The sequence below is a fragment of the Streptomyces sp. NBC_01255 genome, assembly GCF_036226445.1.
Classification (GTDB): domain Bacteria; phylum Actinomycetota; class Actinomycetes; order Streptomycetales; family Streptomycetaceae; genus Streptomyces.
The window spans coordinates 6,060,327-6,074,416 of the sequence record NZ_CP108474.1 but is presented as its reverse complement, the minus strand read 5'-3'; the positions used below and the strand labels follow the sequence as shown (position 1 = coordinate 6,074,416).

The 14,090-nt window shown below is 72.4% G+C and carries 11 protein-coding genes; 9 read left to right on the top strand and 2 right to left on the bottom strand.

Annotated features, from left to right (window positions below; translation table 11 throughout):
- Positions 1-393 precede the first annotated feature (393 nt).
- Together aceE and OG357_RS27475 are read left to right on the top strand one after the other, a co-directional pair.
- Positions 394-3,126 carry a pyruvate dehydrogenase (acetyl-transferring), homodimeric type gene (aceE, locus tag OG357_RS27480; protein WP_329623696.1) on the top strand — a complete coding sequence of 911 codons (2,733 nt, stop codon included), beginning with the start codon at positions 394-396 and terminating at the stop codon, positions 3,124-3,126.
- A gap of 89 nt (positions 3,127-3,215) precedes the next feature.
- Complete coding sequence (locus tag OG357_RS27475; RefSeq protein WP_329623695.1) at positions 3,216-4,040, top strand: potassium channel family protein; 825 nt, start codon at positions 3,216-3,218, stop codon at positions 4,038-4,040.
- Here OG357_RS27475 and OG357_RS27470 read toward each other — a convergent pair.
- Complete coding sequence (locus OG357_RS27470) at positions 4,021-4,419, bottom strand: peptidase inhibitor family I36 protein (protein ID WP_329623694.1); 399 nt, start codon at positions 4,417-4,419, stop codon at positions 4,021-4,023. The genes OG357_RS27475 and OG357_RS27470 overlap by 20 nt on opposite strands.
- A gap of 186 nt (positions 4,420-4,605) precedes the next feature.
- Positions 4,606-6,099: an MFS transporter gene (locus tag OG357_RS27465; RefSeq protein ID WP_443066824.1), complete on the bottom strand. Its 1,494-nt coding sequence runs from the start codon at positions 6,097-6,099 to the stop codon at positions 4,606-4,608.
- Positions 6,100-6,432: 333 nt separating this feature from the next.
- Here OG357_RS27465 and OG357_RS27460 point away from each other — a divergent pair, with 333 nt between their 5' ends.
- The 7 genes from OG357_RS27460 (at position 6,433) to OG357_RS27430 (ending at position 14,084) form a co-directional block, all read left to right on the top strand.
- Positions 6,433-7,119: a TetR family transcriptional regulator gene (locus OG357_RS27460; RefSeq protein ID WP_329623692.1), complete on the top strand. Its 687-nt coding sequence runs from the start codon at positions 6,433-6,435 to the stop codon at positions 7,117-7,119.
- A gap of 75 nt (positions 7,120-7,194) precedes the next feature.
- Positions 7,195-8,409: an alpha/beta hydrolase gene (locus OG357_RS27455; protein WP_329623691.1), complete on the top strand. Its 1,215-nt coding sequence runs from the start codon at positions 7,195-7,197 to the stop codon at positions 8,407-8,409.
- A 74-nt stretch (positions 8,410-8,483) separates the two neighbouring features.
- A complete protein-coding gene (locus tag OG357_RS27450) occupies positions 8,484-9,431 on the top strand; it encodes a DUF4429 domain-containing protein (protein ID WP_329623690.1) in 948 nt (315 codons plus the stop codon).
- A gap of 122 nt (positions 9,432-9,553) precedes the next feature.
- The gene (locus OG357_RS27445) at positions 9,554-10,909 is read left to right on the top strand and encodes a sensor histidine kinase (protein ID WP_329623689.1); all 1,356 of its coding nucleotides are present in this window, start codon (positions 9,554-9,556) and stop codon (positions 10,907-10,909) included.
- 125 nt (positions 10,910-11,034) lie between these two features.
- Positions 11,035-11,715, top strand: coding sequence for a response regulator transcription factor (locus OG357_RS27440; protein ID WP_317594663.1), 681 nt, complete (start codon positions 11,035-11,037; stop codon positions 11,713-11,715).
- Between the two features lie 177 nt (positions 11,716-11,892).
- Positions 11,893-12,882, top strand: coding sequence for an alpha/beta hydrolase (locus OG357_RS27435; protein WP_329623688.1), 990 nt, complete (start codon positions 11,893-11,895; stop codon positions 12,880-12,882).
- Positions 12,879-14,084 carry an acyltransferase family protein gene (locus tag OG357_RS27430; RefSeq protein WP_329623687.1) on the top strand — a complete coding sequence of 402 codons (1,206 nt, stop codon included), beginning with the start codon at positions 12,879-12,881 and terminating at the stop codon, positions 14,082-14,084. Before OG357_RS27435 ends, OG357_RS27430 begins: the two co-directional genes overlap by 4 nt.
- The last annotated feature ends 6 nt before the right edge of the window (positions 14,085-14,090 follow it).

Here is a 14,090-nt window from a genome sequence, read left to right as displayed (position 1 = left end):
GCGCGCGGCGCTGGCCGTAGTCCACACGTGCCGGGGCTCATCGCGCAAGTACTGGGCCCCGGAGACCGCCGAAACGGTGACGTTTGGGGCCGTCTCGCCCCAACTTCCGGCATGCTCCGACCGCCCTCCGTGATCAGTCCCACATGATTCATCCCGGTTTACGGACTTCTGAGGTTTCAGTCTGCCGAACGCCCGGACGAAACGCATGCGCGAGTTGAGCGTAAGGTTGCGATTTGAACACATCCGAACACGTGGAGGACACCGCGGACACCGCTGGGCACCTCACAGGGGTTACCCCTCGGTAAATGTGACGTCTGGCGTCGACGGGGTACACGATGGACATCCCGACCACTCCGTGGCCCCGTGGGCACCACCGAACAGCGAAGGAAGAGCGTGGCTCCCGGATCCGATCGCAACCCGATCATCATTGGCGGCCTTCCCAGCCAGGTCCCGGATTTCGACCCGGAAGAGACCCAGGAATGGCTCGACTCCCTCGACGCTGCCGTCGACGAGCGGGGCCGGGAGCGGGCCCGCTACCTCATGCTCCGGCTGATCGAGCGGGCGCGCGAGAGGCGCGTGGCCGTACCCGAGATGCGCAGCACGGACTACGTCAACACCATCGCCACCAAGGACGAGCCGTTCTTCCCCGGCAATGAGGAGATCGAGCGCAAGGTCCTCAACGCCACGCGGTGGAACGCGGCCGTGATGGTCTCGCGCGCCCAGCGGCCGGGCATCGGCGTCGGCGGTCACATCGCCACGTTCGCCTCCTCGGCCTCCCTCTACGACGTCGGCTTCAACCACTTCTTCCGCGGCAAGGACGAGGGCGACGGCGGCGACCAGATCTTCTTCCAGGGGCACGCCTCCCCCGGCATCTACGCCCGCGCCTACCTCCTGGACCGGCTGAACGACACCCAGCTCGACGGCTTCCGCCAGGAGAAGTCGAGGTTCCCGAACGGCCTTTCGTCGTACCCGCACCCCCGGCTGATGCCGGACTTCTGGGAGTTCCCGACGGTGTCGATGGGCCTCGGCCCGCTCGGCGCGATCTACCAGGCCCGGATGAACCGGTACATGGAGGCGCGCGGCATCGCCGACACCTCCAAGTCGCACGTCTGGGCGTTCCTCGGCGACGGCGAGATGGACGAGGTCGAGTCGGTCGGCCAGCTCTCCATCGCCGCCCGCGAGGGCCTGGACAACCTGACCTTCGTCGTCAACTGCAACCTCCAGCGGCTCGACGGCCCGGTGCGCGGCAACGGCAAGATCATCCAGGAGCTGGAGTCGATCTTCCGGGGCAACGGCTGGAACGTCATCAAGCTGATCTGGGACCGCTCCTGGGACCCGCTGCTCGCGCAGGACCGCGACGGCATCCTGGTCAACAAGTTCAACACCACCCCGGACGGCCAGTTCCAGACGTACGCGACGGAGACCGGCGCCTACATCCGTGACCACTTCTTCGGCGACGACCACCGGCTGCGGGCGATGGTCGAGGGCATGTCGGACAAGCAGGTCCTGCACCTGGGACGCGGCGGCCACGACCACAAGAAGATCTACGCGGCCTACGCGGCGGCGAAGGCGCACGCGGGCCAGCCGACCGTGATCCTCGCCCAGACCGTCAAGGGCTGGACGCTGGGCCCGAACTTCGAGGGCCGCAACGCGACCCACCAGATGAAGAAGCTGACGGTCGACGACCTCAAGCGCTTCCGCGACCGGCTGCACATCCCGGTGACGGACCGGCAGTTGGAGGACGGCCTGCCGCCGTACTACCACCCGGGCCGGAACTCCGAGGAGATCCAGTACATGCACGACCGGCGCAACGCGCTGGGCGGGTACGTGCCGACCCGTGTCGTGCGGGCGAAGCCGCTGGTCCTCCCCGACGACAAGACCTACGCGGCGGCCAAGAAGGGCTCGGGGCAGCAGTCGATCGCCACGACGATGGCCTTCGTCCGCATCCTGAAGGACCTCATGCGGGACAAGGAGATCGGCAAGCGCTTCGTGCTGATCGCCCCCGACGAGTACCGCACCTTCGGCATGGACGCCTTCTTCCCGAGCGCCAAGATCTACAACCCGCTGGGCCAGCAGTACGAGGCGGTGGACCGCGAACTCCTCCTCGCCTACAAGGAGTCGCCGACCGGTCAGATGCTGCACGACGGCATCTCCGAGGCCGGCTGCACGGCCTCGCTGATCGCCGCGGGCTCGGCGTACGCCACGCACGGCGAACCGCTGATCCCGGTGTACGTCTTCTACTCGATGTTCGGTTTCCAGCGGACCGGCGACCAGTTCTGGCAGATGGCGGACCAGCTGTCGCGCGGCTTCGTGCTCGGCGCCACCGCCGGCCGCACGACGCTGACCGGCGAGGGCCTCCAGCACGCGGACGGCCACTCGCACCTGCTCGCCTCGACCAACCCGGCCTGCATCGCCTACGACCCGGCCTACGGTTTCGAGATCGCGCACATCGTCAAGGACGGCCTGCGCCGGATGTACGGCCCGGCCGCCGAGGACGTCTTCTACTACCTGACCGTCTACAACGAGCCGATCCAGCACCCGGCCGAGCCGGCGGACGTGGACGTCGAGGGCATCCTCGCCGGTATCCACCGCTTCAAGCCGGCCGAGGCCGGTCTGATCCCGGCGCAGATCATGGCCTCCGGTGTCGCCGTGCCATGGGCGATCGAGGCGCAGCGGATCCTCGCCGAGGAGTGGAACGTGCGGGCCGACGTCTGGTCCGCGACCTCCTGGACCGAGCTGCGCCGCGAGGCCGTGGCCGTCGAGGAGCACAATCTGCTCCACCCCGACGAGGAGCAGCTCGTCCCGTACGTGACGCGCAAGCTCCAGGGCGCGGAGGGCCCGTTCGTGGCGGTCTCGGACTGGATGCGCGCGGTCCCGGACCAGATCTCCCGCTGGGTCCCGGGCCAGTACACCTCGCTGGGCGCGGACGGCTTCGGCTTCGCGGACACGCGGGGCGCGGCCCGTCGCTACTTCCACATCGACGCCCAGTCGGTCGTGCTCTCGGTGCTGACCGAACTCGCCCGCGACGGCAAGATCGACCGGTCGGCCCTGAAGCAGGCCGTGGACCGCTACCAGCTGCTCGACGTGGCGGCCGCCGACCCGGGCGCCGCGGGCGGCGACGCGTGACCGGACGGGCCTCCTAGCACGGAGCGCCTGGTGAGGGGCGGTGGGACCGATGGTCTCGCCGCCCTTCGGCGTTCTCTACGATGCCCCGCATGAAGGTTCGCTGGAAGAGCTGGGAAAGGCGCACCCAGACACCCCTGCTGGTGCTGGCCGTGGCCTTCGGCATCGCCTACGCCGTGCCGATCGTGGCTCCCGATGCCGCCCCCTGGGTGCACCGGCTGTGCACCCATGTCGAGTGGGCGGTGTGGGCGGCCTTCGCGCTGGACTATCTGGTCCGGCTCGCTCTCGCCCCGGCCCGCTGGGCCTTCGTGCGTTCCCACCCCCTGGATCTGCTCGCGGTCCTGTTGCCGATGGTGCAGCCGCTGCGGCTGCTGCGCGTCGTCTCCACGCTCCTCCTCGTGGGCCGGCGGGCCCGGATGGCCCCGCAGATAACGCTCACCACCTATGTGGCGGGCGCGGTCGTCGGGTTGATGATGTTCGGCTCGCTGGCCGTGCTGCACGTCGAGCGGGACGCCCCGGACGGCAACATCAAGACACTCGGGGACGCGGTCTGGTGGTCCTTCACCACGATGACGACGGTCGGCTACGGCGACCACGCCCCGACCACAGGTCTCGGCCGGGTCCTCGCGGTCGGTCTGATGCTGTCGGGCATCGCCCTGCTGGGTGTGGTCACCGCGAACATCGCGGCCTGGTTCATCGCCCGCTTCGACCGGGACGACGCGGTGGAGCGCCGGCAGACCGAGCTGCTGGAGGCGCTGACCCTGGAGGTGCGGGAGCTGCGCGCGGAGGTGGCGCGCCTCTCCCCGTCGGACGGCCCCCGGGGCGTCCCCGCGCCCGCCGGGCCCTCCGAGCCCGCCGTGTCCGCCGAGCCCGTGGTTCCCGCCGGGCCTACCGCTCCTACCGCTCCCAGAGCTTGAACGCTCTGACCTCGTAGGGCGTCTGCGGCACCCAGGTCCCCCGCCCCGGGTAGGTCTCGAACTCCCCCGCCTCCGCGCACTCCGCCGACTGGTACGTGGTGACCGGCCGGCCCGTGCGGTTCGCGAGGGACTGCGCCGAGGTGCCGGGCGGCAGGGCGACACAGCTGTCGATGTCGGTCGTGGCCAGCTCGTGGCTCTGGACCCGGCCCTTGAAGTCGGGCTTGGGCCAGAGGCAGAGCCGGCCGGGACCGCAGGCCCCGAGGGCGGTCCCGGACGGTGCGGCCGCCGCCGGGGCCGGGGCGACCAGGAGCCCGGTCAGAAGCGCGGTCAGGACGGCCGCGGCCGCCGTGGCGAGCGCGGTCTTCGTATACGAGTACATGCTGATGACCCCCCGTTTCGTCACTCTCTGTAATCACGAGCATGGCGGAGGTCACCCCCCGACGGAAGAGGGGCCGCCCCCGTTCACGCGAACGGGTGACGGCCCCCTACGGGAACCCTGACTGCGGGATCCCTGACTACGGCAATCCCGACTCGGAAACCCCGGCTACGGGAATCCCTGCGGACGTCAGATGTGACCGCCCATGCCGCCGGCCTCCGCGTTCTCGCCGCGCTTGGTGAGCATGGCGACGAGGGCCGCGACGACCGCGACGACACCGGCGACGGTGAAGGCCAGGCCCATGCCCTCCAGGAAGGTGTCGTGGATGACTCCGGCGACCTTGTCGAAGAGGTCGGGGGTCATCCCCGGCGCCTGGGCCAGCTCCGGCGGGGCCATGCCGAACCCGGCGGCCTCCTCCAGCTTCGGATCGGCCGGGACCGGGATGCCGGCCTCCTTCCAGTTGCCCGCGAAGGAGTCCGCGACCTTGGAGGACATGACGGCGCCGAGCACCGCCGTACCGAGCGCGCCGCCGACCTGCATGGCGGCCTGCTGCAGACCGCCGGCGACACCGGAGAGCTCCAGCGGGGCGTTGCCGACGATGACCTCGGTGGCGCCGACCATGACCGGGGCGAGGCCCAGGCCGAGCAGCGCGAACCAGAGGGACATCACGAGCGTGCTCGTACCGGCCGAGAGCGTGATCATGCCGAACATCGAGACGGCCGTGCAGACCATGCCGCCGACCAGCGGGACCCGCGGGCCGAACTTGGTGATCAGGGCACCCGCCAGCGGCGAGGAGACGATCATCATCGCGGTCAGCGGAAGCAGGCGCAGTCCGGCGTCGATCGGGCCGAGCCCCTTCACGCCCTGGAGGTAGAACGTCACGAAGAACAGGCCGCCCATGAAGGCGAAGGCCATCAGCACCATCAGCACCACGCCGGCCGTCAGCGGGACGGAGCGGAACATGGCCAGCGGGATGAGGGGCTCCTTGGCCTTCGTCTGCCAGAAGGCGAAGAAGACGAAGAGCAGGACCGCGGCGGCCAGGCAGCCCACGGTGTTGCCGCTCGCCCAGCCCCACTTGGCACCGGCGTTGATGAGGCCCCAGACCAGGGAGCCCATCGCGCCGGAGAGCAGCAGGATCCCGAGGACGTCGAAGGAGCGCGGCGCGTTCTCGGCGCGGTGGTCCTTGAGGATCACCAGGCCGAGCACGAGCGCGAGCACGCCCACCGGCACGTTGATGAAGAAGACGGACTGCCAGCTGACGTGCTCGACGAGGAAGCCGCCGAGGATCGGGCCGCCGGCCGTCGAGGCGCCGATGACCATGCCCCAGATACCGATGGCCATGTTCAGCTTCTCGGCGGGGAAGGTGGCGCGCAGCAGGCCGAGCGCCGCCGGCATGAGGAGGGCGCCGAAGACGCCCTGGAGGACACGGAAGGTGATCACGGCCCCGATCGAGTCGGAGAGGCCGATCGCGCCGGAGGCGAGGGCGAAGCCCGCGATGCCGATGAGGAAGGTCTGCCGGTGTCCGAAGCGGTCACCGAGCTTGCCGGCGGTGATCAGGGCGACGGCGAGCGCGAGCAGGTAGCCGTTGGTGATCCACTGGAGCTGGTCCAGCGAGGCGCCGAGGTCGGCCTGGATGGCGGGGTTGGCGATGGCGACGATCGTGCCGTCGAGCGCGACCATCATCACGCCCACGGCGACGCCGAACAGGGTCAGCCAAGGGTGGCCGCGCAGTCCCTTCGCCGGGCCCGGAACGGGTTCCCGGACGCCCCCTTGACCCTGCGGGGCCTTTTCCACGGTGGTCTGACTAGTCATGCGAACGAGGCTAATGTCAGCGACTGACAATTGACAAAGCGATTCACACGCCGGTAACTGTCACGTAGCTCACAGGTACCCTGACTCGGACGAAACACCTGAAACGACGCCTGAAGCGACGTCTGAGACGACGCCTGAGACGACGCCTGAGACGACACCAGCGAATCGACGCCAGCGAATCGACGCCAGAAAAGAGGATCCTCGTTGACCGTCCCCGCCCCCGGCCTCCGCGAGCGGAAGAAGCAGCGCACGCGGGACGCGCTGATCCGGGTGGCCCTGGAGCTCTTCACCACCCAGGGGTACGAGCGGACGACCGTCGACGAGATCGTCGACGCCGTCGAGGTCTCCCAGCGGACCTTCTTCCGCTACTTCGCCTCCAAGGAGGAGGTCGCCTTCGCCGTCCAGCACATGGTGGAGGCGCTGTTCGTGAGCGCCCTCGAGCAGCGGCCGCCCGGTGAGGGTCCCTTCGACGCGCTGCGGCACGCCGTCCTCAGCGCCTGGGACCACACGGGCGAGGCGATCGTCGAGGTCGTCCCCGTCGAGCTGTACCTGCGGACCTTCGAGCTGATCGAGTCGACGCCCGCGCTGCTCGCCGTCCACCTGCGCCGCTCGGCGGAGACCGAGGAGACGATCGCCCGGATCATCGCCGAGCGGGAGGGTCTCGACGTGGACGAGGACCCGCGCCCCCGGATCGCGGTGGCGGCGTTCAGCGGGGTCATGCGGGTGACCGGCCAGATGTGGGTCCGGGGCACGGACCAGAGCCTGGAGGCGATCCGCGCCCTCACCGAGCGTTACCTCGACCACCTCGGCCCGGCGCTCGCCCCGCACTGGCGGCGCGGAACGGCCGGCGACGGCGCCCCGCAGGCCCCGGCGTCCGGCGACGCCCCGTAGGCGTCCCGTACCGCTCCGAAGTACCCGGCGCAAGGCTTTGGGCCACCCGCGCCGACCCCCGTAGGGTGGCGGCCCGTGACCCCCGCCGACGCCTCGCCCACCCTCGCCGTGACGCGCACGCTCCTCGCGCTCGCCGTCGTGTTCGTGCTGCTCGCGACCACCGGATGGACCACGATCACGCACCGGCACGCGCCCGGACCGCTCCGCGAGACCGCGCTCGCCGCGTGGGCGCGCGACCGCGTCGGCCACCGCTCGCTGCCCGACCCGGCCGCCACCCCGGCCCGCACGGTCGCCGCGTTCTTCGCCCGGCTCGGGCCGGCCGGCGGCCTCCGGCTCGCCGAGCGGCACCCGCTCGTCGTCGGCAACCTCAACGGCGCCCCCGTCGCGCTCCGCTACCGCGCCAACCGGCTCACCCTCGCGCTGGCGCTCGCCACCGAGCGGGGAAGGCTCGCCGACTCCCGGCTGTCCGCCGACGGCCGGCACGAAGCGCAGCGCCGGGCCGACCGCTTCACCTCCCTGTTGCGGCCGGGCCGCCAGGTCCTCGCCTTCGACCCGACGGGCAAGGGACGCGCGGCCGAGGTCCTCGGCGACCTGGAGCGGGCCCGGCGGGTCTCGGTGATCGTGCCCGGCGTCGACACGACCCTCCTCACCTTCCAGAAGACCCATGGCCGGTACGCGGCTCCCGCCGGCATGGCCGAGGCGCTGTTCGCCGCCGAGCGGCGGGCCTCCCCCGGCGCGCGGGTCGCCGTCATCGCCTGGGCCGACTACACCGCGCCCGCCGGCGTCGGAGTCGACGCGATGACCGGCCGGCTCGCCGCGAACGGAGCCGTACGCCTCGTGGAGCTGACCTCGGCGCTGCCCGGGACCGCCCGGGTGGCGCTCTTCTGCCACAGCTACGGCTCCGTCCTCTGCGGGCTCGCCGCGCCCCGGCTGCCCGCCCGGGTGACGGATCTCGCCGTGGCCGGCAGCCCCGGCATGCGGGTGGAGCGCGCGGCGGACCTCGCCACTCCGGCCCGGGTGTGGGCCATGCGGGACGCGGACGACTGGATCGAGAACGTGCCGCACATGGAGGTGGGCGGGGTCGGGCACGGCGCGGACCCGGTGGAACCGGAATTCGGCGCGCGGCTGCTCTCGGCGGACGGCGCGGTCGGCCATGGCGGCTATTTCGAGCCGGGGACGGAGAGCCTCGGCAACTTCGCCGCGATAGGCGTCGGTTCGTACCGGGACCTGATCTGCGCACGTGCCGACAGCGCTTGCCACGACGGAATATCCGGCGCGGAAGGGGCCTGACGCGCGTAGATCACGGAATGTCCGGACCGTTCACAGGGGCGACGCACGGGCACGCGCCGCTTACGATGAGGCGTATGGGTGATGTGCTGGCCGGAATTCATGCCACCTGGGAGTTCGAGAGCGATGCCCTCGTCATCCGCTTCGAACGGGGGAACCGCAACCGCAATACGCCGAAGCTCTTCAGCGCGCTACGCGAACGACGAGTACCGCACGAGGCGTTGGCGTCCGTGACGCTCACGCCCGGCAAGCGGGGCACCGTCGTGCTGCACGCCGTGCCCAGGCCCGGCGCCGATCCGCTGATGGAGGCGGCCGCGGGACAGCTCAAGGAGGCCTGCGACCCGTACCGTCTGGTGCTGCCCGCTGACCGGGAGACGCTCGCCGAGTACTACCGGGACGAGCTGCGGGCGCTGCTCCCGGCGGACGCGACGGACCTGGCGGACCCGGCCGACTCAGCCGACCCGGCGGACCCGGCGGGGGGCGAGGACATCGCGGCCGTGTGGCCCGCCGACGGCTTCCTGGTGGCCGCGCCCGCGGGGCCGCTGTCCTTCAAGACGTACGACGGGAGGGCGAGCTTCGACGGAATGTCGGAGGTCGCTTTCCGCTGGTCCTGGACGGGCGCGTCCTCGGAGAAGTGGAAGGCCGGCGACCAGACCTTCTCGGTACGGGAGCTGAGCGGCGTCGAGTGGCGCTCGCCGGAGATCCTCGACGGGTACCTGCGGCTGGTCCCCCGGGACGGCGGCCCCCGCCCCTCCCAGCCCGACCGGGACCCGGCCTCGGTCGTCTTCGGTCTCGGCTACGGGCCGGTGCACGAGTCCCTCCCCTTCGCCGCGGCCGTCCTCGCGGCGATCCGGGGCAAGGACCGCGTGCCCGCCGCCGTCACCGCCGGCGCTCCGGACGCCGCGCGCCGCGACCCCGGGGCGGTCGCGGACAGGATCCGGCACCTGGGCGATCTGCACCGGGCGGGGCTCGTGACGGACGAGGAGTTCTCGGCGAAGAAGGCGGAGCTCCTCGCGGAGCTCTGAGCCACCCACCCGGCGGGGTCATACCCCGTGTCATACCCCGGTGTCATACCCCGGTATCGGGTCGCGGCCCCCTCCCCGGTATGACGCCGGGCGCCCCACCCGCTGCCTACCCTGGGCGGGTCATGGCTACCGAACAGCGGCACGAGCCGCCCCTCCGCGGCCCCAGCCGCCTCCGCCGGTTCAGCGCACGGTCACGCGAGTTGTTCCAGGGCCTCGGGGCCGCGCTCACCACCCCGACCACCCCCGGCGCGCCCCTGCTCTCCGAGGCCTCCTCGCGGTGGGTGCGGCTGCTGCCGTACGTCGTCGCCCTCGCCTTCGTCTCCTCGCTGCTGCCGACCACGGTCACCGTCCTCGTCAACGACTACGGCATCAACGGCGCCCTGGCCGGGGCCATCGCCATCGCCCAGACCGCGCCCCTGCTGCTCGCCGTCTCCCGCCCCCTCCAGGCCTGGTGGGTGATCTTCACCGCCGACGTCCTCGGCTCGCTCGCCCTCGTCCACTCGGACGGCGTCCACGCCGACCTGTGGCCCTGGACCCCGCCGGTCGTCATCGGCTACTGCGCCCTGATGATCGCGCTCGGGCTGCGCGAGTCGCGCCGGGCCCTCTTCGGCGTCTGGCTGGCGACCGGCGCCGCCGGGTACGTCCTGGAGGCCTTCCGGCCCGACGGGGACACCAGCGTCCACACGCTGATGCTCGTCCTGAGCGGCGTGCTGCTGCTGCTCACTTCGGCCATACGCGCCCGGGGCGACGCGCAGCGGCGGCTCGTCGAGCAGGAGATCATCAACGAGGCCGAGCGTTCCCGCCGCACGCTCCTGGAGGAGCGGGCGAGGATCGCGCGCGAGCTGCACGACGTCGTCGCCCACCACATGTCCGTGATCACCGTGCAGGCGGACTCGGCCCCGTACCGCATCCCGGACCTCCCGGACGCGGCCCGGGAGGAGTTCACGTCCATCGCGACGAGCGCGCGCGAGTCGCTGGCCGAGATGCGGCGGCTGCTCTCCGTGCTGCGCAGCGACGGCAGCGAGGGCGAGCGGGCCCCGCAGCCGGGTCTCGACCGGGTCCAGCAGCTGGTCGAGGCGACGGTACGGGCCGGGGTGCCGGCCGAGCTGTCGCTCGCCGCCGGCCTCGGGGACGTACCGCAGGCGGTGGACCTGTCCGCGTACCGGATCGTGCAGGAGGCCCTCGCCAACGTCGTCCGGCACGCGCCGGGCGCCGCGACCCGGGTCTCGGTGCGCGCCTCGGACGACGGGTGGCTGACGGTCCTCGTCGTCAACGGGCCCGGCGCGGAGGCGGGTTCCGGGGTGGAGCGCGGTGCGGCCGGCACCGGGCACGGCCTCGTCGGGATGCGGGAGCGCGTACGGTTGACGGGCGGCTCGCTGGACACCGGGCCGCTGCCGGACGGCGGCTTCCGGGTGGCCGCACGGCTCCCGCTGACGGCGGACCCGGCGCCCGAACCGGCCCCGGAACCGGCGCCCTGACCGGCGCCCTGACCGGCTCCTGACCGGCTCCTGACCGGCTCCGGCGACGACCCCGACGCCCCGACCCGACCCCGACCCGACCCCGCCCCCGACCTCGACCCGCTCCCGACCCCCAAGGACCCCGAGTGACCATCCGCGTGATCATCGTCGACGACCAGGCCATGGTGCGGGCCGGTTTCGCCGCGCTGCTCGCCGCCCAGCCCGACATCGACGTGGTGGGCGAGGCACCGGACGGGCGGCAGGGCGTGGACGTGGCCCGTTCGACGCATCCGGACGTCGTACTGATGGACGTACGGATGCCGGAGCTGGACGGGCTCGCGGCGGCCCGCGAGATCCTCCACCCGCCGACCGGTGTCACACACCGGCCGAAGGTGCTGATGCTGACCACCTTCGACGTGGACGACTACGTGTACGAGGCGCTGCGCGCGGGCGCGTCGGGCTTCCTCCTGAAGGACGCGCCGCCCGCCGACCTCATCGCGGCGGTACGGATCGTGGCGGCGGGCGAGGCGCTGCTCGCCCCGTCCGTGACCCGCCGCCTCATCGCCGACTTCGCCGCCTCCCGGCCCGCCCCGCGCCGGGACACCACCGCGCTGCGCCTGAACGGCCTCACCCCGCGCGAGACGGAGGTCCTGGAGCTGATCGCCCGCGGACTGTCGAACCAGGAGATCGCTGATCACCTGGTCCTCGCGGAGCAGACGGTGAAGACCCACATCGGGCGGGTGCTCGCCAAGCTGGACCTGCGCGACCGCGCGCAGGCCGTGGTCTTCGCGTACGAGTCGGGCCTGGTGACCCCCGGCACGACCTGAGCCCGCCCGCGGGACCGGGGGAAAACCCCACCCCCGCCAGGGGGTTGGCTGCTCCTCCACCCCCTACCCCGGTATCAACCGGTGGTTGGCTCCCCGGTGTGACGTGCCGTCACCCGTCGTCTTCCTACCTTCCTCTCGCCGACGAAAGAGCGAGAACCGGAGAGGGAGGGCGACCCCATGCGCCGCTTTGCGAGGACCCTGACCACCGTGGCCGTCGTGGCCACCGTGATCGCCGGGACGGCCGGCTGGGCGTCCGGGGACGCCCAGGAGGCCGTCACCGGCGCCCCGGCCGGGACGGGGGCGTGGCGGGATGCGGGGCTGCCGGACCCCGAGCGGATGAGCCCTGACGAGACCGCGCGGTACTTCGCGGGACTCGCTCCCGTACGACAGGGCGAACTGGCCCGCACGCATCCCACGGTCGTCGGGAACCTCGACGGCGCACCCCTGGCCCTGCGGTACGAGGCCAACGACCGTGCCACGCACGGCCGGTTCCCCGGAGCGCGGGTCCTGGCCCACGATCCGCGCGGCCGGGGTCAGGTCGCCCTCGTGTACGGGGACCTGGCGCGGGCCGAGCAGGTCGCCGTGATCGTGCCCGGCTCCGACACCGACACCGGCCACGTCACGCCGCTCGCGGACATGGCGCGGGCCCTGCACCGGGCGACCGGCGGCCGGACGGCGGTCGTCGCCTGGGCCGGGTACACCACGCCCGTCGGCGTCGGCCTGGACGCGGCCACCGGCCGGCTCGCCGAGGCCGGGGCGGACCGCCTCACCCGCTTCGTGGACGGTCTCGCGGCCGTCAGGCCCGCCGGGGCCGCCGAGCCGTCCGTGTTCTGCCACAGCTACGGCTCCGTCGTCTGCGGCCTCGCCGCCCACGACCTCAAGGCGAAGGACCTCGTGGTCTTCGGCTCGCCCGGGATGCGCGCGGAGAACGTCGCCGGCCTCGGCACCTCCGCCCGCGTCTGGGCGGCAAAGGATCCCACCGACTGGATCGACCGGATCCCGAACGTCGAGCTCGCAGGGCTCGGGCACGGCACCGACCCCACCGACCCGGCCTTCGGGGCCCGCCGGGTCCCGGCCGAGGACGCCACCGGCCACGGCGGCTACTTCGCGGCCGGCACCAGCTCCCTGCGCACGTTCGCCGCGATCGCCGAGGGAGACGTCCGATGAGCACGCTGACGACGATGGTCCGGAAGATCGAATCCGGGACTCCCGCCCACCGCGACCGGGCGATCGACGGGCTCCGCGCCCTCGCCCTGCTCGCCGTACCCACCGGGCACTGGCTGCTCGGCGGCTTCACCCTCTCCTCCGACGGCGCGATCCACAACGCGAGCCCGCTGGGCACCTTCGCCGGGCTCGCCCCGGTCAGCTGGGTCCTCCAGATGCTGGGGATCTTCTTCCTCGTCGGCGGCTACGCCTCCGTCCTCTCCTACCGACGCCGCAAGGGCTCCACGGGCGAGTGGCTCAAGGGGCGCCTCGCCCGGCTCGGCCGCCCCGTGCTCGGCGTCACGGCCGTGTGGGCGGCGCTGCTCCCCGTGCTCCACTTCGGCCTCGGGGTGCCCGTCGACAGCCTGCGGACGGCGTCCACCCTCGTCATCCAGCCGCTCTGGTTCGTCGGTGTCTACACCGTGGTCACCGCGCTCACCCCGTACTGCGTCCGGGTCGCCCGCCGCCTCGGCGTCTGGGCGGCGGCGCCGCTGCTCGCCTCGGTCGCCGTCGTCGACTTCCTCCGCTACGGGCCGTACGCCGACGCCGTGCCGTCCTGGCTGAGCCTCCTGAACATCCTGCCCGGCTGGCTCTTCGCCTATCAGCTCGGCGTCTCGTGGGGCGAGGGCCGGGTCACCCGGCGCCACGCCTGGGGACTGCTCGTCGGCGGGGCCGCGCTCTTCGCCGCCCTCCTGCTCTCCTTCGGCTACCCGGCGTCCATGGTCGGCGTCCCCGGCGAGGTCCGCACCAACTCGCACCCGCCGTCGCTGCTCGTCCTCGCCCTCGCCGCCGCGCAGAGCGGCGCCGCGATCCTCCTCCGCGGCCGGTTCGGCCGGCTCCTGGAGCGGCCCGCGCTGTGGGCGCCGGTCGTGGTGGTCAACCTGTCCGCGATGACGATCCTGTGCTGGCACCAGACGGCGATGCTCGCGGCGGCGATCCCCGGCTCGTACCTCGGGGAGATCCCCGGCCTGGTCGGCACGCCGGACTCGGTCGGCTGGATCCTGGCCCGGCTGGCGTGGATGCCGGTCTTCGCCGGACTGCTCGTCCTGATCGGGCGGTTCGCGCGGGGCTTCGAGTCCCCGTGGGCGAAGACCGGGCCGGCCCGCCGCGTGCTTGCGGGACTCCTCGCGGCCGGCTTCGGGGTCTTCGCCCTGGGGCTGGGGTGAGGGGGT

Coding starts and splice junctions, on each gene's coding strand:
- OG357_RS27435 (WP_329623688.1), top strand. CDS start 11,893: ATGCGCCGCTTTGCGAGGACCCTGACCACCGTGGCCGTCGTGGCCACC.
- OG357_RS27430 (WP_329623687.1), top strand. CDS start 12,879: ATGAGCACGCTGACGACGATGGTCCGGAAGATCGAATCCGGGACTCCC.
- OG357_RS27475 (WP_329623695.1), top strand. CDS start 3,216: ATGAAGGTTCGCTGGAAGAGCTGGGAAAGGCGCACCCAGACACCCCTG.
- OG357_RS27450 (WP_329623690.1), top strand. CDS start 8,484: ATGGGTGATGTGCTGGCCGGAATTCATGCCACCTGGGAGTTCGAGAGC.
- OG357_RS27470 (WP_329623694.1), bottom strand. CDS start 4,419: ATGTACTCGTATACGAAGACCGCGCTCGCCACGGCGGCCGCGGCCGTC.
- OG357_RS27445 (WP_329623689.1), top strand. CDS start 9,554: ATGGCTACCGAACAGCGGCACGAGCCGCCCCTCCGCGGCCCCAGCCGC.
- OG357_RS27465 (WP_443066824.1), bottom strand. CDS start 6,099: ATGATGGTCGCGCTCGACGGCACGATCGTCGCCATCGCCAACCCCGCC.